Below are 24,300 nucleotides of genomic sequence, written 5' to 3' on the forward strand. Positions count from 1 at the left end.
TGATTCGTTGACCGGGCGATGGCCGGCTCTCTACAGTGCAAGCTTGTACGCGGCATCCCCGATGCCGCATCGGCTTCCCCCGTATGCCAGAGCTTGCCATGACGACCGCAACCGCCCACGCCAGTGTTTCGCGCCAGCAGAGCGCGCCGCTTTCCACCGCATTTTTCGCAGATGCGGGCAACTTCGAGATCCGTGCGCTGGACGCGCCGCTGGGCGCGGAAGTGATCGGGCTCGACTTGTCGCAGCCGCTGTCCGACGCGGATTTTGCCCGCATCCATCGCGCCCACCTCGACTACCACGTGGTGGTGTTCCGCGACCAGCAGATCACGCCCGCGCAGCAGATCGATTTCAGCCGCCGCTTCGGCCCGCTGCAGATCCACGTGCTGCACCAGTTCCAGCTGCCGGGCCATGCGGAAGTGCTGGTGGTGTCCAACGTGGTCGAGAACGGCAAGCCGATCGGGCTGGGCGATGCCGGCCACTTCTGGCATTCGGACCTGTCGTACAAGGAAAAGCCCAGCCTCGGTTCGTTGCTGCATGCGCGCGAGCTGCCCGCCGAGGGAGGCGATACGTTGTTCGCCAACATGCACCTGGCCTGGGACACGCTGCCGGCTGCGCTGCAGCGCGCCGTTGATGGCCTGCAGGCCGAGCACACCTACCTGGCGCGCTATGCCGAGCTGCAGCAACGCAGCCCGTGGCGGCCCAACCTGACGCCGGAGCAGATTGCGCAAGTCAGGCCGGTGCTGCAGCCGGTGGTGCGCACCCATCCGGAAACGGGGCGCAAGGCGCTCTTTGTCAGCGAGCATTTCACCACCCGCATCGTCGGCCTGCCCGAGAAGGAAAGCCGCGACCTGCTGGACCAGTTGTTCGCGCACAGCGTCAAGCCCGCCCACATCTACCGCCACCAGTGGCAGCCACATGACCTGGTGTTCTGGGACAACCGCTCGCTGCTGCATCTTGCCGCGGGCTGTCCGCCGGAACTGCGGCGCGTGATGTACCGCACCACCATCGAAGGTGGCGTGCCGCGCTGAAGGCGGCAGCAGTATCGCAAGTCACCGTACGCGCTTGCACTGGCAAGCGCTCATCCACGTATTCCCCGGAGTTTCGATCATGTTCTCTCGTTTTTCCCGCAGGCTCGGCCTGCTGGCGCTGAGCGCCGGCCTGGCCATCACCGGCACCGCGCACGCCGAAGGCAAGCTGCGTATTGCCGAACAGTTCGGCGTGGTCTACCTGCTGCTCAACGTGGCGCGCGACCAGCAGTTGATCGAGAAACACGGCAAGCAGCAGGGCGTCGACATCAAGGTCGAATGGACTCAACTGTCGGGCGGGGCCGCGGTCAATGACGCGCTGCTGTCCGGTGCCATCGATATCGCCGGCGCCGGCGTGGGCCCGCTGCTGACGCTGTGGGACCGCACCCACGGCAAGCAGAACGTGCGCGGCGTGGCGTCGCTGGGCAACTTCCCGTACTACCTGGTCAGCAACAACCCCAAAGTGAGATCGATTGCCGATTTCACGGAGAAGGACCGCATCGCGCTGCCGGCGGTGGGCGTGTCGGTGCAGTCGCGCGTGCTGCAACTGGCTGCGGCCAGGCAATGGGGCGACAAGGAGTACAACCGCCTCGACAAGTGGACCGTGGCGGTGCCGCACCCGGATGCGGCCGCGGCGATCATTTCCGGCGGCACCGAGATCACCGGGCACTTCGGCAATCCGCCGTTCCAGGAGCAGGAACTGGCCGGCAATCCGAACGCGCGCATCGTGCTGAACTCGTATGACGTGCTGGGCGGCCCCAGCTCCTCCACGGTGCTGTACGCGACCGAGAAATTCCGCGACGATAATCCCAAGACCTATCGCGCTTTCGTCGATGCGCTGGCCGAGGCCGCGGCCTTTACCACCGCCAATCCGGAAGCGGCCACCGACATCTACCTACGCCAGAGCAAGGCCAAGACCGACCGCGCGCTGCTGCTGCGCGTGCTCAAGAACCCGCAGGTGCAGTTCCGCGTGGCGCCGCAGAACACCTTTGCGCTGGCCGCTTTCATGCACCGCGTGGGCGCGATCCGCAACCAGCCCAAGTCCTGGCAGGACTATTTCTTCCAGGACCCGGTCACCGCGCAGGGGAGCTGAGCATGGCCACCCACAACCTGCGCGTGGTGTCGGACCGCGCCACGCCCCTGCTGCAGGTGGATGGCGTGTCGCTGGAGTACTGCACGCCCGAGCGCATCGTGCGGGCCACCCATCGCGTCAGCTTCGACGTGCATGCCGGCGACCGCTTCGTGCTGCTGGGCCCGTCCGGCTGCGGCAAGTCCACGCTGCTGAAGGCGGTTGCCGGGTTCGTTCCGCCCAGCGAGGGCGAGATCCGGCTGGAAGGCCGGCGTGTGCTGCAGCCCGGCCCGGACCGCATCGTGGTGTTCCAGGAGTTCGACCAGCTGCCGCCGTGGAAAACGGTGGTGCAGAACGTGATGTTCCCGCTGCGGCAAGCGCGCAAGCTGTCGCGGGCAGAGGCGCGCGAGCTGGCGCTGGACAGCCTGCACAAGGTGGGGCTGGCCGATTTTGCCGATGCCTACCCACATACGCTGTCGGGCGGCATGAAGCAGCGCGTGGCGATCGCGCGCGCACTGGCGATGCGCCCCAAGGTGCTGCTGATGGACGAGCCCTTTGCCGCGCTGGACGCCCTCACGCGCCGGCGCATGCAGGAAGAGCTGCTGGCGCTGTGGGACGACGCAGCCTTCACCTTGCTGTTCGTCACGCATTCGATCGAAGAGGCGCTGGTGGTGGGCAGCCGCATCCTGCTGCTGTCGCCGCACCCGGGCCGCGTGCGCGCGGAACTCAACAGCCACCAGTTCAGCCTGGCCAGCCAGGGCGGCGCCGAATTCCAGGCCGCCGCGCAACGCATCCATACCTTGCTGTTCGACGAGCCCGCCGCCGAGGCCGCGCCGCGTGCGCGCAGCGCGGCGGGCCGCTGATCCGGGACATCGCATCATGACGCAACCGACACTGACACTGGCCGACACGCTTCGGCCCGAATACGAACGCGATCCTGAACCCTTCACCGAAGCCCCGCTTGCGCGCGCGCTGCCGTGGTACCAGCGCCTGTGGCAACACGGCTGGCTGCGCAAGGCGGTGATCCTGCTGGCGCTGGGGCTGATCTGGGAGCTGGTGGCGCGCGTGCAGGACAACGACCTGCTGCTGCCGTCCTGCCTGGCCACGATGCGCGCCTTTGCCGAGGCGGTGGGCAGCGGCGAGCTGCCGGGCAAGGCGGCGATTTCGCTGTCGGTGCTGCTGCGCGGCTATGCGGCCGGCATCGTGCTGGCGTTCGTGCTGACCTCGCTGGCCGTGTCCACGCGCTTTGGGCGCGATGTGCTGGATACGCTCACCGCCATGTTCAACCCGCTGCCGGCGATAGCGTTATTGCCGCTGGCGCTGCTGTGGTTCGGGCTGGGCACCAGGAGCCTGGTCTTCGTGCTCGTCCATTCGGTGCTGTGGCCGCTGGCGCTGAACATGTACGCGGGCTTCCAGTCAGTTCCGCCGACGCTGCGCATGGCGGGCCGCAACTACGGCCTGCGCGGGCTGCGCTATGTCGCGCTGGTGCTGGTGCCGGCGGCGCTGCCGGCGATCCTGTCGGGCCTGAAGATCGGCTGGGCCTTTGCCTGGCGCACGCTGATCGCGGCCGAGCTGGTGTTCGGCGCGTCGTCGGGGCAGGGCGGGCTGGGCTGGTTCATCTTCCAGAACCGCAATGAGCTCTACACCGACCGCGTTTTTGCAGGGCTGGCCGCGGTGATCCTGATCGGGTTGCTGGTGGAGGGGCTGGTGTTCACCACGCTGGAACGGCTCACGGTGCGCCGCTGGGGCATGCAGCAGTAGCCGCCCGCTTGCCGTGTGCCGGCATGGGGCGTAGGCTACGCCTCCGGTACGCAACCGGAGCCCACCCATGACCGCCATCCACCAGGCCGCCGCACAGGGATTCGCCAGCCAGGCCGATACCTACGCGCGCGGACGTCCCGAGTATCCCACTGAAATCGACACCTGGCTGCGCGGCACGCTGGGCTTGCGCGCGGGCCGCACCGTGCTGGACCTGGGCGCGGGCACCGGCAAGTTCACGCGCCGGCTGGTGGAGACGGGGGCGACGGTGATCGCGGTCGAACCGGTGGCGCAGATGCGCGCGCAGCTGGCCACGGTGCTGCCGTCAGTGCAGGCGCTGGAAGGCAGTGCCGAGGCCATCCCGCTGCCCGATGCCAGCGTCGACGCCGTCGTCTGCGCGCAGGCCTTCCACTGGTTTGCCAATGCGCGCGCGATGGCGGAAATCGGCCGCGTGCTGCGCCCCGGCGGCCGGCTAGGGCTGGTATGGAACGTGCGCGATGAAAGCGTGGACTGGGTGGCGCAGCTGACGGCCATCATGACGCCGTATGAAGGCGACGCGCCGCGCTTCTACAAGGGCGACTGGAGGCGGGTCTTTCCCGCCGAGGGCTTCGGGCCGCTGGCGCTGCAGCGCCTGCCCTACACGCATGTAGGGGCGCCGCAGCAGGTGATCGTGGACCGGGTGATGTCGGTGAGCTTCATTGCCGCGCTGCCGGCGGCGGAGCAAGCCCGCGTGCGTGAACGGCTGCAGGCGGTTATCGACGGGCATCCCGCGCTGGCGGGCCGAGCCGAGGTTGCTCTCCCTTATCGCACCGAGGCCTATTGCTGCGAACGGCTGGCCTGACGCTACATCGTCGCCTGCCGCACCCAGAATGCGGCGCCGTGGCGCGCAACGGCGCCGGGTTCGGGTTTCCGGGCCGTCGCGGGAAGCTGACGCGCCGGTTGCTTGGGTAAGCCATGCCTGGGCCGTGGCCGGGGCATGCTTGGCGCTTGACTGGAAGCACGGTGCCCGGCGAATCGAAAGTGGATCGATCGTAGCGGGACGCAGGCTGGCTGGAGGGTGCGGCTTTCCGAAATGACCCCGGGAAATTTCTGCAATGCGGGGTGGTGCGAGCCGGGCTCAGTGCATCGGCAAATGGCCGATAGCGGTCAGCGCCTGCACCACTTCGGGCGACAGGCGGCGTTCCCTGCATGGCACGCCCGCGGTCTCGAGCGTGGTCCACAGGTCTGCGTCGCCGGTGACGATACGCTGCCGCAGGTGGGCCAGGTATGTGTACTCCGCGGAGGTCAGCGGGCGCGGGGCGCTACGCAGGTCATCCAGGATGGCGCCAAGCGAGAGGGCGGGAACGGTCATACCAGGGTCGGGAAAAGCACGGCGGTGAGACATTGCAGCGAGGGTACGGAAAGCAGCGCAGGGATTGCGCAGAGGTCAGGCAACGCATGATTTTATCCACGCCGTGCAGCGGCTGCTTAATCAAAAGCAGGTAACTTTCCCTCTAATTCCACTTGCAAACTGGGGAGTGGCGAGTACGCGCACGCAATGTGGCGCATGCGGTAGCCGGGGGGCCGGCGAAGGCGCTTGGGCGACGGCCTGGGCGGCAGGAGGCACTGGCCACGTGTTGCAGAAAAACGCCAGCGCGCCGCCGCCCGGATCCATGAATGCGTGCAGCGTCGTTTGCGCGGCTCCGGCGCACGTGTGCTGCTTCCTTGACACGCAGCAGGGCGGATTGACAAGCCGGGATGCGTTCTATACGTTGGCGCATCGTTCCGTCATCCGGTCCAGCCAGGATCGCCGCCGTCCGCCATGCCACGCAAAGCCGCACAGGTTTCAGAAGCCGACAAGCACGCCGCCGCGGGCGGCGCCATCGCCGTGGACCGGGCGCTGTTCGTGCTGTCGGTGTTCCGCCTTGGCGATACCGCGCTGGGGCTGGCCGAGCTGGCGCAGCGCAGTGGCCTGTACAAGAGCACGCTGCTGCGCTTGCTGGCCTCGCTCGAGCACGCCGGGCTGGTGCGGCGCCAGCCGGACGGGCGCTATGGGCTGGGTCCCGAGGTGGCGCGGCTCAATGCCGTCTACGCGGCGTCGTTCTCATTGGAGGCGGTGGTGATGCCGGCGCTGCGCGAGCTGGTGCGCATCACGCGTGAAAGCGCGGCCTTCCATGTCGAGCAGGGCGAGCACCGACTGTGCCTGTACCGCGTCGATTCGCCGCAGCCGGTGCGCGACCATGTCCGCGCCGGCGAACTGCTGCCGCGCGACCGGGGCGCCGGCGCGCGCGTGCTGCGCGCCTTTGCGGGCGAGTCCGGCTCGCTCTACGAGCGCATCCGGCACGAGGGCGTGGCGGCTCTGGTGGGCGACCGCAGCCCCGATCTTGCCGGGGTGTCGGCGCCGGTGTTCGGTCCCGGCGATGTGCTGTGCGGCGCGCTGACGCTGACCTGCCCGGCCTCGCGCTACCGGGAAGACTTCCGCGTCGATGTGCTGCATGCGGCGCGTGTGCTGACCCAGGCGCTGGGCGGCTCCTTTCCGGACAGCATTGCGGACAAGGCCACCCCGGACTGAGCTGCGTGTGCAGCCGGCCCGACCCGGCTTGTCGGGGGTGCCACGGCCCGGCATGTGCGGGCTATCATGCGGCTGGCATTGAAAACAACGCACGTCACATGTTGTGAAAACAAGTGCGGGAGATGCCTGCTTCGCGCCCCTGTGGCCTGATGCCCGCTGCTCGATATTGACGGCGCGGCAGACGGCATCCTTGAGGAAATCCCCGTGCACCTGGACCAGCAGACCATTGCGGTGGTGATGATGGTGTTTTTCTGCAGCACGCTGATTATTGCGGCGGGGCTGGTGTTCGCGCTGCGCGCGAGCGAGGCGGGGCGGCTGTGGGCGTTCGGGCACGTGCTGGTGTCGGCCGCGGGCCTGGCGCTGGCCATCAGCGCTGCCAGCGGCACGGGCCATCTGGGCACGCTGGGTGCGTTGGCGTTCGTGGCTGGCTGGCTGCTGATCTACCGCGGCGTGCGGGTCTATTACGGGGTGCCGGCCCATCCCGCGGCGCTGGCCGCCGCGGGCGTGATCGTGCTTGGCCTGATCGCGGCCACCAGCGGCATGCCCGACGGGCAGCAGGTGGTGCTGCGCATCGTCTACGGCTTGCTGGCGCTGGTGTCGCTGGCCACCTTTGCCACGCTGGCGCGCGCCGGGCGCGGGCGCCGCAGCATCGGCGCGCCGCTGGTGCTGGTGGCCAGCCTGGTGCATCTGGCCACGCAGCTGGCCGGCTTCAGCCATGCCATGAACCTGCCCGTGGCGGGCGGTGCGGGCGCCGCGCCGCTGACGCTGTTCTTTGCCGGCTCGGCCGGCTCGGCCTGGCTGCTGGCGCCGCTGATCGCCACGCTGCTGGGCCTGTTCGGCTTCACCATGATGGCGATGGAGCAGATCATCGCGCACAACGAAAGCGGCGCGCGCGTGGATGCCCTGACCGGGCTGCTCAACCGCGGGGCGCTTGAGATGTCGGCACTGTCGCTGGTGGCGCGCTGGCAGCGCGACGGGCAGGCGCTGTCCTGCCTGGTGATCGACATCGATTATTTCAAGCAGGTCAACGATACCTTCGGCCACCACGCCGGCGACGCCGTGCTGCGCGAGGTTGCGCATGCGCTGGACAATTCGCGCCGCGCCTCGGACGTGGCCGGGCGCTATGGCGGCGAGGAGTTCTGCGTGTTGTGCCCGCATACCGACGAGCAGCAGGCCTCGGCGCTGGCCAACCGGATCCTGCGCAAGGTGCGCGCGATCGAACTGCCCGCCGGCCATGGCCATGCCAGCGTCAGCATTGGCATGGCGCAGCTGCGCGGCGGCCCGGGCAGCAAGGAAGCGCTGTGGCGCCTGTTGTTCGCCGATGCGGATCGCGCCCTCTACCACGCCAAGGAACATGGGCGCGACCGCTACGTGCTGGCCTCGTCCATGGTGGCGCCGGCGGCCGCGAGCGCATCGCCGGCGTCAATGCTGGCGCCTGAGCCCGACCTGGCCGGCTGACCCCGTTATGCCTGCCGGCCTGGCTCTGGCACATCGCGCTGCGGCGCACCGTCATAGGTCCACAGGAACTGGCGCGGCATCGGGCCCTTGTTGCGCCCGCCCTCACAGGTCTGTTCCCAGGCATGCGCCAGGATGCCGACCGAGCGCGACAGGCAGAACAGCCCCCGCGCCAGCGGTGCGGCAAAGCCCAGTTCGGCATAGATCACCGCTGTGGCGCCATCGATATTCATTGGGATGGGTTTGCCGCGGCCGGCACCCAGCGCTGCCTCGACCGCGCGCGCGATCCCCGCGTAGCGCCCGCTGACCACGCCGTTGGCCGCGGCCTGGTCGACCAGCGCCAGCAGCCGCGGCGCACGCGGGTCGACCGGGTGGAAACGGTGGCCAAAGCCGGCAATGAACTTGCCGTGCAGGTCGCGGTAGTGCTGCAGCGCGGCGGCGACGGCGTCGTCCATGGCGCTGCTCGCATCCAGCCGCTGCGCCACGTCCTGGTAAAGCGCCACCGCCTGTTCACCGGCGCCGCCATGCACGTCGCCCAGCACGTTGACGGCGGAAGCCATGGCGTTGTTCAGCCCCACGCCGCAGGTGGCCGCCATGCGTGCGATGGCAATGCTGGGCGCCTGCGGGCCGTGGTCGACCGCGGCGATCAGCGCCGCGTCCAGCAGCTCGCCCTGCCCGGGGCCGGGCAGCTCGCCGCGCAGCATCAGCCAGATCATCTGCGCAAACGAGACCCGGCCGATCAGTTGTTCGATGGGGTAGCCGCGGTAGCGGATCTCGCCCGGGCGCATGTCGATGATGCCGGTGCGCCACCAGTCCTGCGACAGGCGCTGGCCCGGGTCCATGGCGTCATCCCGGGTGTGGCCGGGGTGGCTGCTGGTGTCGATGCCGCTCATATCGCGCGCTCCTCGCTCAGTTGGTCGATGTCCGCATTGCTGTAGCCCAGGCTGGCCAGCACCTGCCGCGTATGCTGGCCCAGCTCCGGCGGCGGCGTGTCCACGGCCGGGGCCTCGCGGTTGAGCTTGAAGCCGGTGCGCACCACGCGGATATCGCGGCCTACGCCGGGCGCATCGGCAAATTCGCCGATCATGCCGCGCTCGCGCACCTGCGGATGGGCCAGCGTCTGCGGCACGTCCAGCACCGGGCCGGCGGGCACGCCGGCCTCGGTCAGCAGCGGCCACCATTCGGTGGCCGGCTTCTTCGCCAGCTCTGCTTCCAGCGCCTGTGTCAGTTTCCCCCGGTTGGCCAGCCGTGCCTGGCGCTGCGCGAAGCGCGCATCGGCGGCCAGCTCGGGACGGCCCAGCACGCGGCACACGGCTTCAAACTGTTCCTGCTTGTTGGCGGCGATATTGAGCAGCCCGTGCGCGGTGCGGAACGTGCCCGAGGGGCTGGCGGTCATGTTCTCGTTGCCCATCGGCGCCGGCACCTTGCCGGCGATCAGGTGGTTGGACACCACCCAGCCCATGGTGGCCAGCGTGGCTTCCAGCATCGATACGTCGATGAAATAGCCTTCGGTGCGCTGGTGGTCCGCCAGCGCCGCCGACACCGCCAGCGCCGCGGTCAGCCCGCCGATGGTGTCCGAGACCGGATAGCCGACCCGCAACGGTGCGCTCTGCGCATCGCCGGTAATGCTCATCACGCCGGCCATGCCCTGGATGATCTGGTCATAGGCCGGCAGCCCGGCCAGCGGCCCGTCCTGGCCGAAACCGGAAATCGCGCAGTAGATCAGGCGCGGGTTGTCCTGCTTCAGGGTCTCGTAGCCCAGCCCGAGCCGGTCCATCACGCCGGGGCGGAAGTTCTCCACCAGCACGTCGGCGCTTTGCACCAGCTTGCGGAACACCTCCTTGCCGCGCGCGTGCTTCAGGTTCAGGGTGAGCGACTGCTTGCCGGGGTTCTGGGCCAGGAACGACACGCCCATCAGGCGCTGGTTCAGCTCGGCATCGGCGCCCAGCTGGCGCGCCAGGTCGCCGGTGCCGGGGGTTTCCACCTTGATGACTTCGGCGCCCAGGTGGGCAAGCTGGTGGCAGCAGAACGGCCCGGCCAGCACATTGGTGAGGTCGAGCACGCGGATATGGCGCAGGGGCTTTTGCATGGGGCTACGTCCGGCCGTACGTTCTTGATGTTCCGTAGAACAGAACAATGGTCTTTAATAAAGAACAGACGCAGCATAGGAGGCGCATGCTGGCGTGTCAAGGCACGCGCCAGCCCCTGCCGGGGCCGGACTTGCTGGAACGGAATTACAGGAACGTGAACACTTCTTCCCGCGACAGCCGCGACTTCGGCAGCGCGGCATTGAAGTCCTGCGCGCTGCGGTAGCCCAGGCTGACCAGCGCCACGCTGGTCAGTCCGCGCTCGCGCAGGCCCAGTTCGAGGTCGAGCGGGCCGGTATCGATGCCTTCCATCGGCGTGGCGTCCACGCCCAGCGCGGCCGCGGCCATCAGCAGGCCGCCCAGCGCCAGGTAGACCTGGTGTGTCATCCAGTGCTGCAGGTCGTAGCGGTGCAGGTCGACAAAGCCGCGGCGGATCTTGTCCATGCCGGCGCGGGCAGCGTCATCGGCAAAACGCCCGTCGCGCTGCTCGGCCGCCAGGATGCCGGCCAGGTGGGCGGCATCCATTTCCGTGCGCACGCACAGCGCGATCACATGCGAGGCGTCCTGGATCTTCTGCGTGTTGTAGGGATGGCGGTCGACGGTGGCGCGCGTCATCCGTGCCCGGCCTTCGGGCGTGGCGGCAACCACGAAGTGCCACGGCTGGGAATTGACCGAGGACGGGCTCTTGTGCAGCACGGCGAGCAGCTGGTCCACGGTGGCCTGGGGCAGGGTGCGGCCTGCCTCGAAGGCTTTGGTGGCATACCGGGTATCGACGATGTCGGAGAGATTCATGACCAGGCTCCAGTTGGAAAGTGGGTGATGCAGGGAGCACCACGCCGAGGTCGCCATGGTCCCAGTTGCCATGTCATTGAAAAAGAGACATTTGATTAGTACTGCCTTCAATGCATGTTTGAAAATAGCTTCCCGACAACATCGTCTGCCCCTCGGGCCTCCACGGTCAGCGCGACTGCCCTACAATGACGCCCCCGCCCGCGCCGGCCTTGCGCCGCGCGGGCTACTTTGTCTTGCAGGGAACGGAATCGATGATGTCAAACGCATGCGGCCTGGACTTCGGCACGTCCAATTCAACGGTCGGCTGGAGCCATCCGGAGCGGCCGGCGGCGCTGCTGCCGCTGGAGGACGGCAAGGTGACGCTGCCCTCGGTGATCTTCTTCCATGCGGAGGATCCGCTGGTCAGCTATGGCCGCGCCGCGCTGGGTGATTACCTGGCTGGCTATGAAGGCCGGCTGATGCGTTCGCTCAAGAGCCTGCTGGGCACCTCGATGATGGACGACAGCACCGAGGTGATGGGCCAGGCGATGCCGTTCCGCAAGCTGCTGGCGCACTTCATCCGCGAGCTGAAGACGCGTGCCGAGCAGGCTGCCGGCACGGAGTTTTCGCGCGCCGTGCTGGGCCGCCCGGTATTCTTCATCGACGAGAACCCGGCCGCCGACCAGCTCGCCGAAGACACCCTGGCCGAGATCGCGCGCGACGCGGGCTTCGGCGAGATCGCGTTCCAGTACGAGCCGATCGCCGCGGCCTTCGACTACGAGGCCCGGATCACGCGTGAGGAACTGGTGCTAGTGGCCGACATCGGCGGCGGTACCTCGGACTTCTCGCTGGTGCGGCTGTCGCCCGAGCGCGCCGCGCGCAGCGACCGGCGCGACGACATCCTGGCCAATGGCGGCGTGCATATCGGCGGCACCGACTTCGACCGTGCGCTCAGCCTGGCGCGCGCAATGCCGCTGCTGGGCCTGGGCAGCGCGCTGCGCAACGGCAAGGCGATGCCGTCCAGCCAGTATTTCGACCTGGCCAGCTGGCACACCATCAACCTGGTCTATACGCGCAAGGCGTGGTCGCTGGTGATGGACAACTACCGCGACGCAGCGGATACGGTCAAGCTCGACCGCCTGGTGCGGCTGATCCGCGAGCGTGCCGGGCACTGGCTGGCCATCCAGATGGAAGCCGCCAAGATCGCCTTGTCCGATGACGGCAGCACCGACGTGGACCTGCACCGGCTGGAGCAGGGGCTGACGCTGACCATCACGCGCGACGAGTTCGATGCGTCGATCGACAAGCTGGTGGTGAAGACCGAGCAGACTGTGCAGAAGCTGCTGGTGGACGCCGGCGTGGATGGCGCCGCGGTAGATACCATCTTCTTCACCGGCGGCTCCAGCAGCGTGCCGCTGCTGCGGCAGCGGCTGGCGGCGCTGTTGCCGGAAGCGCGTTGCGTGGAAGGGGACCGGTTTGGCAGCATCGGCAGCGGGCTGGCGCTGGATGCTGTGCGGAAGTTTGGCGGCTGACGCCGTCAGGGGATCCCCTCAGCCGGCCAGCGTTCGCATATCGCGCAAGCCGTATTCATCCCCCAGCGCCAGCCGGGCCGCCCGCAGCGCGCCGCGCGCGGCCGCCGCATCGCCCGCCAGCCGCAATAGCGCCGGCAGTTCCCACGGCGCGCGCAAGAGCCTGCCCAGCACCGCGCCCACATCGGTCTTGCCGTCATCACCCATGCCCGCCGCCGCGGCAGCCGGGACCGCGCGGCTGGCCGGGTCGATCACCACGCGGCAAGCCGCGAACGGCAGCCGGCAAGCCGCCGCCATGCGCGCGGCGAGGTGTGATTCCATGTCGACGCAAAGCGCCCCCGTGGCCCGGTGCAGCATCTGCTTGGCGGCAACCGAAAGCACCGGCTGGTCCGCGCCGGCAAGGACCCCGACCCTGGCATGCGGCAGTGCCGCGTGCATTGCCCGGGTCCAGGTCATGTCGGTGTCGTAGCGTTCGCCTGCCGCGCAGACCGAGTCCGCCAGCACGAGATCGCCCGGCGCCAGCGCGGGATCCAGCCCGCCCGCCACGCCAAAGCTGAGAATGCCCATGCAGTACCGGCTCGCCATCGCGGAAACGCCTTGTTCCAGCGCAAGGCCGCGCAGGCCGTGCACCACGCGGCAATGCGGGCCGGCGGCGATGCGCGCCTCGAACGCCATGCCGGTGACGACCAGCACGAACGGTGCCGTCATAGCCCCCAGGACACCTGGTGCGCGCCGCCGCGCTGCAGGTTGCGGTAGCGCGCCAGCGCCCACAGCGGGAAGTAGCGCGCATAGCCGTGATAGCGCAGGTAGAACACGCGCGGAAAGCCCACGGCGGTAAAGCGTGGCTCATGCCACAGCCCGCCGGATTGCTGCGTGCGCAGCAGGTAGTCGATGCCGCGTGCCACCGCCGGATGCCGCGCGGCGCCGGCTGCCATCAGCGCCAGCAGCGCCCACGCGGTCTGCGAGGCCACGCTCGGCGCCGGCTCGTAGCCGCGGTAATCGAGCCGGTAGCTGCTGCCGTCCTCGCCCCAGCCGCCGTCGGCGTTCTGGATCTGTTCGAGCCAGGCCACGGCGCGGCGCATCTCGGGGGCTTCCGGGGCCAGGCCCGCGGCGTTCAGCGCGCACAGCGCGCTCCAGGTGCCGTAGATATAGTTGGTGCCCCAGCGGCCGAACCAGCTGCCGTCGGGCATCTGCTCGGCCAGCAGGTAGCGCAGCGCGCGCGCGGCGGGTTCGCTCTTGCCCGGCGTGGCGCCTATCTGGCACAGCATCGACAGGCAGCGCGCGGACACGTCCGCGGTGGGCGGGTCCAGCAGCGCGCCATGGTCGGCAAAGGGGATGTTGTTCAGGTAGAGATGCGTGTTCTCGGGCTCGAACGCGCCCCAGCCGCCGTCGCTGCTTTGCATGCCGACGATCCACTCGGCGGCGCGCGCCACGGCTTCGTCATAGCGGCCCGGCACATCGTGCGCGCGCATGTAGCGGTCCATCGCGGCGGCCACCACGGCAGTGTCGTCCACGTCCGGGTAATAGGGATTGGCGTACTGGAAGGCCCAGCCGCCGGGGCGCACCCGTGGGCGGCGCACGATCCAGTCGCCGCGCACGTCCAGCACCTGCAGCGGCCTGAGCCAGTCCAGGCCGCGCCCGGCCGCGGCGGTTGCGCGCGCCTCGCCGGTTTCCAGCAGCGCGTGCGCGGCCAGCGCGGTATCCCACACCGGCGACAGGCAGGGCTGGCAATAGGCTTCGTCGCCGTGCTCGACCAGCAGCCGCTCGATGGATTGCCGCGCCACCGCGCGCGCCGGGTCGTCGGGCGGCACGCCCAGCACGTCGAACATCATCACGCTGTTGGCCATTGCCGGGAAGATGGCGCCCAGGCCGTCCTCGCCGTTGAGCCGCTCACGCACGAAGGCCTGCGCCGCGGCAATGGCGCGCCGGCGCAGCGTGCGCGGGACGAGCGGCTCGGCCACGCGCAGCAGCGCGTCCAGGCCGCGGAACACGGTGTACCAGCCGGCGTGCTGGTGCGCCGCGCGCGGCGGCAGCCGCACCGTATGGCAATTGCCGACGAACAGCTCATTGATGCCGACCCCGCGCGGGTTGCGCGCCTGCGGGCGCAGGCTGTTCAGCACCAGCAGCGGCACGATCACCGTGCGCGCCCAGTACGAGACCTTGGACAGGTGGAACGGGAACCACTGCGGCAGCAGCATGATCTCGACCGGCATCATCGGCACCGCCGACCACGGCATCACGCCGTACAGGGCCAGCAGCGTGCGCGTGAATACATTGCTGGCCTCGGCGCCGCCCAGCGCGTGGATGGCCCGGCGCGCGCGCTGCATATGCGCGGCCTGGGGATCGTCGCCGGCCATCTTCAGCGCGAAATAGGCCTTCACGCTGGCGCTGACGTCGGAGCGGCCTTCATGGAACAGCGGCCAGCCGCCATCGGGATTCTGGATGCGGCGCAGGTAGCGGGCCAGGCGGGCTTCAAGCTCCAGGTCCGGGGCTTCGCCGAGGTAGTGCACCATCAGCACGTATTCGGCGGGAATGGTGGCGTCGGCTTCCAGTTCATAGACCCAGTGGCCGTCGGGGCGCTGCTGGTGCAGCAGCGCGTCGATCGCGCGGCCGATGCCGTGGTCCAGTGCCTGCGCGGCGCCGCGCGGCGAGGGGCTGTCGCCCGCGCTGGCCGGCGCGATCCGTGGCACTGCCGTGGCAAAGGCGGTCTCATTCATCGACATGCAGACTCCTTATGCCGGTGCGCGGCGCGGCCGCGCCCGGCATGCATCGGGTGCAGCGCTCAGCCAATGGCGTGGCGCAGCACGATCCAGAGCAATTGGGCGCGCGGCAGGCGCACGCGCTGGCGCGGCGCGCGCCAGCCCTGCGTGCGCAGCCGCGCCAGGATGCGGTGGTAGACCTCGGCCATGATGCGCGGCGAGCGCACCTGCCGGGATGGGCAGCGCGCCATGATGGCATAGGCCTGGTCATAGTGCGCCTGGGCCTCGCGCGCCACGGCCGCGCAGGCCTGGCCGACGGCGGGGTGGGCCACCACGGCCTGGGGCGTGTCCGCCCCGATGCCGGCCGCGGCCAGCGCTTCCGCCGGCAGGTAGAGCCGGCCGATGGCAGCGTCTTCGTCGATATCGCGCAGGATATTGGTCAGCTGCAGCGCGCGGCCCAGGTGGTGCGCAAGCGCAATGCCGCACGCTTCTTCCAGGCCGAACACGCGCACCGCCAGCCGGCCGACAGCGCTGGCGACACGATCGCAATACAGGTCGAGGGTGGCCGCGTCGGGGGCACGGATGTCCTGCACCACGTCCATGGTCATGCCGTCGATCACGGCGAGGAAATCCTGCTGCTGCAGGTGGAAGGCCCGGATCTGCGCGCTCAGCGGCTGCAGGGCGCGAGGCGGATTGCCGGCGTAGCAGGCGGCGATGTCGTGGCGCCAGGCATCGAGCGCGGCAAGGCGCTCGGCGTGCGGTGCGTTGCCGTCGGCGATGTCGTCGACCGCGCGGCAGAACGCATAGATCTCGAACATGGCCTGGCGCTGCGCTGACGGCAGGATGCGCAGCGCGGCATGGAAGGAACTGCCGGCCGATGCCGCTGGGCCGGCCTGGCCGCCATGGTCGGCGGCGACAGGGGCGTCTTGCGTTGCGATTTGAGTACCGGCCACGTAACTCCTCGACACGCTGCATACCGTCCCGCACTGACCGCGCAGCATCCGTGCGCGCCCACTGGCGGGAGGGTGGTTGTGGGTCGGCCGATTATAGCAATTTCACCCGTTGCAGGATCGCAGTCTCCACCGCCCCGGTGCCGGCGCGCCAATAAAAAAGCCCCGCGCCGAAGCTGCGGGGCTTTCCTTTCGGCCGGTCCGCTGGACCGGCCCGGACTCCACCGGTATCAGAGGGCCTGAATCTTGGTGGCTTGCTCGCCCTTCTGGCCCATGGCCTTGACGTAGCGTACCTTCTGGCCTTCCTTCAACGACTTGAAGCCATTGCCTTCAATTGCGGAGAAGTGCGCGAACAGATCATTGCCACCTTCATCCGGCGTGATGAAGCCGAAGCCCTTGGCGTCGTTGAACCACTTAACGGTACCGGTTTCCATATCTATCTCAACCTTGAATTTCAAAATGAGCGAAAACGCTCGTTATACACCGTGTGCAACGCACCCAGCGGATCCTTTTTTATGTTCCCCGCCAGCGCATTCCATATGACTTCGATATGTCGCTGTCGTGACAACCGAAAACGTCACGGAACGACAACACCAAAAGACACACCGCATGGGCGCTGCACAAGTGGGAATCATTCTGCCGAATTTTCCCGGCGTGTCAATCAGGCTAAGCGCCTAATCATGATGAGAGGTTCCGATAGGAGATGTTAGCGTTTTCTACTTCGGCTTCAGTTCAGTGAATTCCCTGATTTTCTATTGGCGGATTTGGTTGTGCGTGCACCGTCAGCGAGCGCGATGCCACGCCCCCGGGCATAATGGCTTCCGTCCGGTGCATGGGCGTGCCATCTTTTTTACAAATTCTTACGGCAGCCAATGCCTACCGCGTTCGGGGGAAGCGGGCGCGGCCCGGAGATATCATTATGCTGGCAATAAAGGCCAGGCCGGTGGCCGCGCTCGCGTCATGCACAGACATACATGAGCGCGCTCACTGTATGCGGGCCCATACATAAAAGATCGGAACGGGGAATCCATCATGGCGTTTCAAACCTAGCTGTCCGGCATTGCGGTTGCGGACAGCCCCACCACCCGTCGCGCACGGGGCCTGGACTGTTTCCGTTGTTTGCATTTGAGACTGAGGGCCGCTCGCGGTGCGCCCGTACCACGAGCGTGGCTGGCGCGTGCCCTGCGGCGCTGCGGCGCGCGTTAATGCGCGAGCCGGCTCAATGTCTCAGTGTTGGGACAATTGTTGACAATGTGATCCATGCGTCTGTCCTAGCATTCGTTTGCCGGATACCATCGGATTTTTCCGATTCTGAGGTCCACAGTCGGACACAAGGCGGCGACGACCGCATCAGGAAATGTTGTGCGTGAGGCACTTGCCGGCGTGCGCAGAGAAGAGGAAGCAAGCCTGTGAAGCAGCTGGAGGAAGCACAAGGGAGCCGGGGCGGTCGCATGCCGTTCCGATCGGGGTGGGTAGGGATGCGCATGGCGCAGCGGGTGCAAGGCATCGCGCTGGCCCTCGGGGCGGCGACGGCTGCGGCCGCGCCGGTGCCCGCGGCGCAGACGGCATCCTTGCCGTCGATCGCCTTGCACTACGGCGCCAAGCCGCCGGTTGACGCCCTGCAGGCCTTCGACATCGCCGTGGTCGAGCCCGACAGCGGCTTCGACCCGCGCCAGGCGGCGACGCCGGCCACCGCCTGGTTTGCCTATGTCAGCGTGGGCGAGGTGCTGGAGAGCCGCCCCTACTTCAAGGACATCCCCAAGGCCTGGTTCGTCGGGCGCAATGACGCCTGGAACGCCCCGGTCATCGACCAGGCAGCCGACGGCTGGCCCGCCTTCTATGTCGACAAGGTGATCGCGCCGCTGTGGCAGCGCGGCTTCCGCGGCTTCTTCCTCGATACCCTCGATTCCTACCAGCTTGCCGCCAGGACCGACGCCGAGCGCGCGCGGCAGGAAGCCGGGCTGGTGCGCGTGATCCGCGCCATCAAGGCGCGCTACCCCGAGGCGCGCCTGGTCTTCAACCGCGGCTTCGAGATCCTGCCGCAGGTGCACGACCTGGCCCATGCCGTTGCCTTCGAATCGCTGTTCCGCAGCTGGAACCAGGCCCAGGGCCGCTATGTCAATGTGCCGCAGGCGGACCGCGACTGGCTGCTGGCGCAGGCGCGCACCATCCGCGAGCAGTACCGCCTGCCGGTAATCTCCATCGACTATTGCCCGCCGGCGGACCGCCGCTGCGCACGCGAAACCGCGCAGCGCATCCGCGCGCTGGGGATCACGCCCTATGTGGCCGATCCCGGGCTGCAGACGGTTGGCATCGGCAAGGTCGAGGTGCTGCCCCGGCGCGTGCTGGTGGTGCAGGAGCGCCGCCCCGGCGTGTCGATCGATGATTCCGAGGGCGTGCGCTTTGTCTCGATGCCGCTCAACTACCTTGGCTATCGCGTGGATTTCGCCGAGACCAGCGAGGACCTGCCCGAGATCGGGCCGGACCGCTACGCCGGCGTGGTGGTGTACCTGTCAGGCAATGTCACGGCGCAGCCGGGACGCTTCTATACCTGGGTGCAGGCGCGCATGGCGCAGGGCATGCCGGTGGTGTTCCTCAACGACTTCGGCACCAACGTGAGCGGCGCGGTGGCGCGCAGCTTCGGGCTGAAGACCGTCAAGGGCCGCGTGTCGGGCCCGGTCGAGGTGCTGGCCAAGGACCGGATGATGGGCTTCGAGATGCCGGTGGCCCCCGACCGCACCCAGGCCGAAGCGATCCAGGTGCCGGACGGCGATGGCTACCGTTCGCTGCTGCGCCTGCGCTCGGGCACGCTGACCTATGACGCCGCCGCGATCACGCCGTGGGGCGGCTATGTGCTGGGGCCGTATGCGGTGCGCCAGAGCGGCAACGGCAACCCCCAGAGCCGCTGGGTGGTGCAGCCGCTGGACTTCCTGCGCGAGGCGCTGCGCCTGCCCGCCATGCCCGTGCCCGATGTCACCACCGAGAACGGCCGGCGCCTGCTGACCATCCATATCGACGGCGACGGCTTTGCCTCGCGCGCCGAGATTCCCGGCGGCGGTTTCTCCGGCGAGGTGCTGTTCCGCGAGATCTTCGACCGCTACCGGCTGCCGATGACGATGTCGGTGATCCAGGGCGAAGTCAGCAAGGACGGCATGTACCCCAGGCTCAGCGCCGAGCTTGAGCCGATCGCGCGCAAGATCTTCGCGCAGCCTTATGTCGAGGTGGCCAGCCATACCTTCTCGCATCCGTTCGAATGGTCGCGCACGGTGCCGGCACCGCCAGGGCAGGCAGCGCAATCCAGCGGGGCCGCCGTGGTCGAGGGCGACGAGGCCTTCCACCTGAGCATCCCCGGCTACAGCATGGACCTGAACCGCGAGATCGGCGGCTCCATCGACTACATCAACCGCACGCTGGCGCCGGCCGGCAAGCCGGTCAGCATGCTGCTGTGGTCGGGCGACTGCCAGCCGCCGGCCGAGGCGCTGCGCCTGACCGACAAGGCGCGCGTGCTCAACATGAACGGCGGCGATACGCTGATCACGCGCAGCAATCCCAGCTGGACCGCGATTGCGCCGCTGGGCATCAACAAGCCCGGCGGCACCTTCCAGGTATTTGCGCCCAACCAGAACGAGAACGTCTACACCAACCTCTGGCACGGCCCGTTCTACGGCTTCGAACGCGTGATCGAGACCTACGAGCTGACCGACAAGCCTTATCGCTTCAAGCCGGTCAATATCTACTACCACAGCTATTCGGGCACCAAGGCCGCGTCGCTGAAGGCACTGCGCAAGGTCTATGACTATGTGCTGGCGCAGCCGCTGCTGCCGCTGCACTCGACCGACTACGTGCGCAAGGTGCTCGACTGGCAGGACATGGCCGTGGCGCGGGACGTTGGCGACGGCGGGCCGGGCAGCACCGGTGCCGAATGGATCGTGCGCGGCGACGGCAACCTGCGCAACCTGCGCTGGAGCGGCGCGGGCATGCCCGACGTGGGCGCGGCGCACGGCGTGACCGGCACCTCGCCGGCACCGGGCGGCGGCATCTACCTGCACCTGGATGGCGGCGATGCGCGCTTTGCCGTGCGCGACACCGTCACTGCCCCGGCCGCGCCGCAACTGGCCGAAGCCAACGGCATCGTGCGCGACTGGTCGCAGCGCGATGGCGTCACGCGCTTCGCCTTCAGCGGCTACTTCAAGCCATTCTTCCGTCTTGCCAACGCCGGCAACTGCCGTGTGAGCGTCGATGGCAAGCCCGTACAGGCCGTCCGCGAGCGCGACACGCTGCGCGTGGACACCGCACCCGTCACCGATCCGAACCATGCCAGGCAACAAGTCGAAGTCCGCTGCGCCGGTTGAGCGCGAGCGGCTGCTACCGCCGGCGCTGGTGCTGACTTTCACCGCGATGGTGGGGATCGGCCTGGCGTTGATGTTCCCGCGCGAGACCCTGCGCGAACGCCTGCTGGGCCAGGGCCGCACCATCGACGGGCTGACCATGGCCTACCTCGAAGCCTGGTGGAAGGTCACGCCCGACGACCCCGCTTTCATGGGCGTGCTGGCCGAACAATACGCGCGCACCGGCCGGCTGGAAGAGGCGCAGGCCATGCTGGCGCGCATGCAGGCGGTGCAGGGCACCGACCTGTCGGGCCAGATCCTGCGCACCCGCATCGAGATCGCGCAGCAGCGCGCCTGGGCCGCGCTGCCGGATACGCCTGAGCGCGAGCAGAACCTGGTGCAGCTGCGCAGCCTGCTGGACCAGGCTGCCGGGCGCAGCTGGGGGCTGGCCGACCTGCAAACGCTGGCCACGCAGTCCAGCCAGGCGGGCGCCCAGGACGCCATGCGCAAGTTCTATGCGGCGCTGGCCAGCCAGGACCGTAACAACGCGGCCTTCTGGAACCGCCAGCTGGCCGATATGGCGATCGCGGGCGGCGATTATCGCGACGCCGCCAACGCCTTGTTCGCGCAACAGGCGGCCGCCACCACGCTGGCCGAGCGGCGCGCGCTGTTCCTGAAGGCGGTGCAGACGCTGCAGTCAGGCAACCTGCTGGACGAAGCGCTGGCGCAGGCCGAGCGCCACGGCGGCAAGCTGCTGGACGATCCGGAGGTGCTGCGCTACCTGACGAAGCTGGCGCTGGCGGCCAACAAGCCGGAGCAGGCCAGCCGCTATGTGGAGCGGCTGCTGAAGGTCTCGGCGCGCATGCGCGATGCCGGGGACATGGCGTTGGCCGCGCGCCAGGCCGAGGTGCGGCGCATCGCCGCCAGCCAGCCTTGGGCCGAGCGCGGCCTGGTCTTCCTCGACGGGCCGCGCGGCCTTGCCTTGCGTGAAGCGCTGGCCGCTTCCGGCCAGCTGGGTACGCGCAAGATTGCGGCGCAAGCTGCTGCTCCCGCGCAAGCACCGGCGGAGCCAGCCGACAAGCCGTTCAACGCCGACGACTACGAGCTCGCCTATCGCGTGTTCCTGTCGGCCGGCAAGCTCGACCAGGCGCAGCGCGTGGCCGAGACCGCGGTGCGCCGGCTGCCGGGCGAGGCGATCTGGCGCGAACGGCTGGCCCAGGTGGCCGAATGGAACCGCCAGCCCGCCGTGGCCCTGAAGAGCTGGCTCGACTATGCCCGCGCCACCAACGACGAGCGTGCGTGGGATGCGGTGATGCGGCTCGCCCCCGGTCTGTCCGACGATCGCGCCTACCTGGCCGCGCTGCGCCACCGCGCGGGCGGCTCGGACCTGAAGACCGTGGACGAGGTGGTGGCGGCCTACGAACGCCTGGGCGAACCGGAAGAGGCCATGCGCTTTCTCGAAGGCCTGAGCCACGGCCCCAGGGCGCGCGACATCATGGAGCGCCACGCCGCGCTGGCCGAGCGCGCCGGCAACGACGAGCGCGCGTTCCAGATCTATACGCAGCTGCAGCAGCGCTTTGGCCCACGCCCTGCCTATGCCCTCAAGCTCGCCAACCTGCTCTATGTGCGCGGCAAGCTGGCGCAGGCGCTGGACGCCATGCTGCCGGCGCGTGCCGCGGCCGGGAAGGAAGACATCCTTTACTGGCGCACCTTTACCGAGCTGGCGCGGCTGAACCAGCGCGACGACCTGCTCAAGGACGGCTATCGCCAGCTGATGCTGGCGGCGGCACAGACGCAGGACGAACACTGCCTGCAGATGCCGGCGGGCCCGGCGCGCAACGACTGCCTGGACGAGGTCCGCGACACGCAGGAGGCGGATTTCTCCAACCTGATCGCCTACTACGACAAGACCCCGATCGACGCCGGGCGCATCGCCGAGGCCGACTGGCGCCGCAGCGGCAAGCCGGCATCGCTGGAGCTGGCGCTGTACTACTACACGCGTGCCCATGCCTACCCGCGTATCGAACGCCTGCTGCGGGACATGACGCCCGGGCAGCGCCAGGCGGCAGCGCAGTCGAGCCGCTTCCTGATGCGGCGCGCGGAGTACTACCGCGTGACCGGCCAGCGCGACCTGGCTCTGGCCGACCTGCGCCACGCCGCTGGCCTGCGCGATGCCGACAGCGAAACCCTGGCGGCGCTGCTGTGGACGCTGGTCGACCAGGGCAGCGCTACCGAGGTGCGCGCGGTGATGCGCCGGGTGAAGGACGACGCGGAAGACAACCCCGACCTGTGGGGCGCCTTTGCCGCGGGCCATATGCGCTTCCAGGACGGGCGCGCGGCCATGCACTACCTGCGCAGGCTCAATGACGGCAAGAGCGCCGATCCGCTCTGGCTCAGCCTGATGGCCGATGCCTATGAAACCATCGGCCAGACCGACATGGCCTGGCGCGTGCGCCGCCAGGCCTGGATCGACCTGCACCACGGCTGGTCCCAGGGCGGGGTGCGCTATGCCAGGCTGAGGCCCGACAACACCGACGGCGACGAGGAGTACGAGAACGAGTCCGGCGCGCCTTCGCGCGCGGACCTGCGCCGCCAGACCGTGGCGCTGGGGCAGATCTTTGCCTCGGGCGATGTCTCGCGCGCGCTGGTGATCCAGATGCTGCGCGCGGACCGCGCTTCCACCGCGGCGCGCGAACTGGCGCCGCCGATGGCGGGCGCGCCGTCGCAGTTGGGCGAGGTGGCCGGGCTGCCGCCGCTGCATGAGGCGGCAACTGCGCCCGCGGAGGTCGTGCGCAACGCGGCCCGCCGCGATGCCGCGCTGTCCGCGGCCGGTCGCGATGCCGCTTTGGCCTGGGCGATGTCCGCGGAATCCAACGAACTGGCGCGCGGCTGGCTGGCCCGCCAGTATGTCAACCGGCTGCAGCGCCCGGCCTATGCCGAGGTGGCGATAGCGCTGGACCAGCAGGACATGAACAGCCTGGACCGCATCCTGGAGCGCCAGGCCGGCCGCGTGCCGGTGGCCAACCAGATCGAGGCCAACCAGCAACTGAACCGCATCGGCGCCGCGCAGACGCTGGCCTTCGAGACCCAGGAGCGGGCCCGTTCCGACGACACGCTGCAGGACACCTTGCAGGAGACGCTGCTCTACAACGCCCAGGCGATCGAGCCGCGCGTGAGCTTCATGCACCAGAAGCCGCTGGAATATACCGAAGGCAGCCTCGCGGGTGGCGTGCGCCTGTGGGACGGGTATGACCTGAACCTACGCGGCACCTGGCGCGACCAGCGCAGCACCGACCCCCAGCAGCTGGTGAACGTGCCGTCGTCCGACCGGCGCGCCGACCTGTCGCTGGGTTATCGCGACAACAGCAAGCGCTGGCGTGCCACTGCAGGCTACCGCGAGGGACTGGACACGATGGCGACCGCGCGCTTCTTCGGCGAGTGGAACCAGCAGGGTCGGCTGCAGTTCAGCACCCTGGCCGGGCTGAACCAGCCGGCCGATGAATCGGCGCCGCTGCGCGTGGGCGGGGCCAAGGACGTGGTGGGGCTGGGCGCAACCTGGCGCTTCAGCCTGCGCGAGTTCGTCGGCGCGCGCATCGAGTACAGCAGCTTCCGCGGGCAGGACCGCAGCGCGCTGGGGCATGGCATGGTCTATGACGTCGAGGCCGGCTACAGGATCCGCACCTCGTATCCGGACTACACCGTGCGTGTGGTCGGCACGCATGCCAACTACAGCGCCAACGGCGGCAGCCTGACGCCGCGCATGGCGTCGCTGGTGCCGGTCGGCGACGAAGCCACGCCGGCGTTCTACATGCCGCAGGGCTTTACGCAGGCCGGCGTGCTGTTCGGCTTCGGCACTGAGCTGCTGGATGAGTACACACGCAAGTGGCGGCCGTTCGGTGAAGTGGGGCTGCTGCGCGACACGCGCGCACGGCAGAACTTCCGCGTGCAGGGCGGGCTGGCCGGATCGGTGTTCGGCAACGACCACCTGGCGCTGTATATCTCGCATGAGACCGCGGCGCGCAACGGTGGCAAGCCGCTGACGGAACTGGGAATGCGCTATCGCTGGCTGTACTGAGCC

The 24,300-nt window shown here is 68.8% G+C and carries 18 protein-coding genes; 10 read left to right on the forward strand and 8 right to left on the reverse strand.

Translation table 11 applies throughout. The features are described from left to right. Positions 1–98: 98 nt before the first annotated feature. The 5 genes from AC3WL8_RS04270 (at position 99) to AC3WL8_RS04290 (ending at position 4,693) form a co-directional block, all read left to right on the forward strand. Positions 99–1,028, forward strand: coding sequence for a TauD/TfdA dioxygenase family protein (locus AC3WL8_RS04270; RefSeq protein ID WP_492377937.1), 930 nt, complete (start codon positions 99–101; stop codon positions 1,026–1,028). Between the two features lie 79 nt (positions 1,029–1,107). After that, the gene (locus tag AC3WL8_RS04275) at positions 1,108–2,118 is read left to right on the forward strand and encodes an ABC transporter substrate-binding protein (RefSeq protein ID WP_492377938.1); all 1,011 of its coding nucleotides are present in this window, start codon (positions 1,108–1,110) and stop codon (positions 2,116–2,118) included. A gap of 2 nt (positions 2,119–2,120) precedes the next feature. Beyond that, positions 2,121–2,957 carry an ABC transporter ATP-binding protein gene (locus tag AC3WL8_RS04280; RefSeq protein WP_153953288.1) on the forward strand — a complete coding sequence of 279 codons (837 nt, stop codon included), beginning with the start codon at positions 2,121–2,123 and terminating at the stop codon, positions 2,955–2,957. Between the two features lie 16 nt (positions 2,958–2,973). Continuing rightward, positions 2,974–3,855, forward strand: coding sequence for an ABC transporter permease (locus tag AC3WL8_RS04285; protein WP_211979428.1), 882 nt, complete (start codon positions 2,974–2,976; stop codon positions 3,853–3,855). 67 nt (positions 3,856–3,922) lie between these two features. Next, positions 3,923–4,693 (forward strand): class I SAM-dependent methyltransferase, encoded by a 771-nt coding sequence (locus AC3WL8_RS04290; RefSeq protein ID WP_492377939.1) that lies wholly within the window; start codon positions 3,923–3,925, stop codon positions 4,691–4,693. 276 nt (positions 4,694–4,969) lie between these two features. On the opposite strand, the gene AC3WL8_RS04295 is transcribed toward AC3WL8_RS04290, so the two are convergent. Further along, positions 4,970–5,203 carry a hypothetical protein gene (locus AC3WL8_RS04295; RefSeq protein ID WP_010810922.1) on the reverse strand — a complete coding sequence of 78 codons (234 nt, stop codon included), beginning with the start codon at positions 5,201–5,203 and terminating at the stop codon, positions 4,970–4,972. 450 nt (positions 5,204–5,653) lie between these two features. Between AC3WL8_RS04295 and AC3WL8_RS04300 the strand changes: the two genes are divergently transcribed. Together AC3WL8_RS04300 and AC3WL8_RS04305 are read left to right on the forward strand one after the other, a co-directional pair. Continuing rightward, complete coding sequence (locus AC3WL8_RS04300; RefSeq protein WP_013953816.1) at positions 5,654–6,403, forward strand: IclR family transcriptional regulator; 750 nt, start codon at positions 5,654–5,656, stop codon at positions 6,401–6,403. A gap of 204 nt (positions 6,404–6,607) precedes the next feature. Beyond that, positions 6,608–7,861, forward strand: a complete 1,254-nt coding sequence (locus AC3WL8_RS04305) for a GGDEF domain-containing protein (protein ID WP_492377940.1) — start codon at positions 6,608–6,610, stop codon at positions 7,859–7,861. Between the two features lie 5 nt (positions 7,862–7,866). On the opposite strand, the gene AC3WL8_RS04310 is transcribed toward AC3WL8_RS04305, so the two are convergent. The 3 genes from AC3WL8_RS04310 to nfsB all read right to left on the reverse strand — a co-directional run bounded on the left by AC3WL8_RS04310 (position 7,867) and on the right by nfsB (position 10,737). Continuing rightward, on the reverse strand, positions 7,867–8,751 hold the full coding sequence (locus AC3WL8_RS04310) for a citryl-CoA lyase (protein ID WP_492377941.1): 885 nt from the start codon (positions 8,749–8,751) through the stop codon (positions 7,867–7,869). Then, positions 8,748–9,947 (reverse strand): CaiB/BaiF CoA transferase family protein, encoded by a 1,200-nt coding sequence (locus AC3WL8_RS04315; RefSeq protein ID WP_492377942.1) that lies wholly within the window; start codon positions 9,945–9,947, stop codon positions 8,748–8,750. The genes AC3WL8_RS04310 and AC3WL8_RS04315 overlap by 4 nt, the downstream gene beginning before the upstream one ends. A 145-nt stretch (positions 9,948–10,092) precedes the next feature. Then, positions 10,093–10,737: an oxygen-insensitive NAD(P)H nitroreductase gene (nfsB, locus tag AC3WL8_RS04320; protein WP_041228718.1), complete on the reverse strand. Its 645-nt coding sequence runs from the start codon at positions 10,735–10,737 to the stop codon at positions 10,093–10,095. 251 nt (positions 10,738–10,988) lie between these two features. Here nfsB and AC3WL8_RS04325 point away from each other — a divergent pair, with 251 nt between their 5' ends. Next, positions 10,989–12,248: an Hsp70 family protein gene (locus AC3WL8_RS04325; protein ID WP_013953811.1), complete on the forward strand. Its 1,260-nt coding sequence runs from the start codon at positions 10,989–10,991 to the stop codon at positions 12,246–12,248. Positions 12,249–12,266: 18 nt separating this feature from the next. Here the strand turns inward: AC3WL8_RS04325 and AC3WL8_RS04330 are convergent, their stop codons facing one another. The 4 genes from AC3WL8_RS04330 to AC3WL8_RS04345 form a co-directional block, all read right to left on the reverse strand. Further along, positions 12,267–12,953, reverse strand: coding sequence for a phosphorylase (locus tag AC3WL8_RS04330; RefSeq protein ID WP_013953810.1), 687 nt, complete (start codon positions 12,951–12,953; stop codon positions 12,267–12,269). Continuing rightward, positions 12,950–14,968, reverse strand: coding sequence for a squalene--hopene cyclase (gene shc, locus AC3WL8_RS04335; protein ID WP_013953809.1), 2,019 nt, complete (start codon positions 14,966–14,968; stop codon positions 12,950–12,952). The genes AC3WL8_RS04330 and shc overlap by 4 nt, the downstream gene beginning before the upstream one ends. Before the next feature lie 59 nt (positions 14,969–15,027). Next, entirely contained in the window at positions 15,028–15,897 is an 870-nt protein-coding gene (gene hpnD / locus AC3WL8_RS04340; protein ID WP_013953808.1) for a presqualene diphosphate synthase HpnD, read from the reverse strand. A 227-nt stretch (positions 15,898–16,124) separates the two neighbouring features. Continuing rightward, positions 16,125–16,328 carry a cold-shock protein gene (locus tag AC3WL8_RS04345; RefSeq protein ID WP_010810931.1) on the reverse strand — a complete coding sequence of 68 codons (204 nt, stop codon included), beginning with the start codon at positions 16,326–16,328 and terminating at the stop codon, positions 16,125–16,127. A 1,017-nt stretch (positions 16,329–17,345) separates the two neighbouring features. Here AC3WL8_RS04345 and AC3WL8_RS04350 point away from each other — a divergent pair. Next, positions 17,346–20,246: a bifunctional glycoside hydrolase/polysaccharide deacetylase family protein gene (locus tag AC3WL8_RS04350; protein WP_492377943.1), complete on the forward strand. Its 2,901-nt coding sequence runs from the start codon at positions 17,346–17,348 to the stop codon at positions 20,244–20,246. Then, a complete protein-coding gene (locus AC3WL8_RS04355; protein ID WP_492377944.1) occupies positions 20,209–24,297 on the forward strand; it encodes a tetratricopeptide repeat protein in 4,089 nt (1,362 codons plus the stop codon). Before AC3WL8_RS04350 ends, AC3WL8_RS04355 begins: the two co-directional genes overlap by 38 nt. The last annotated feature ends 3 nt before the right edge of the window (positions 24,298–24,300 follow it).

The sequence above is a fragment of the Cupriavidus sp. FW305-F7 genome (genome assembly GCF_058782875.1).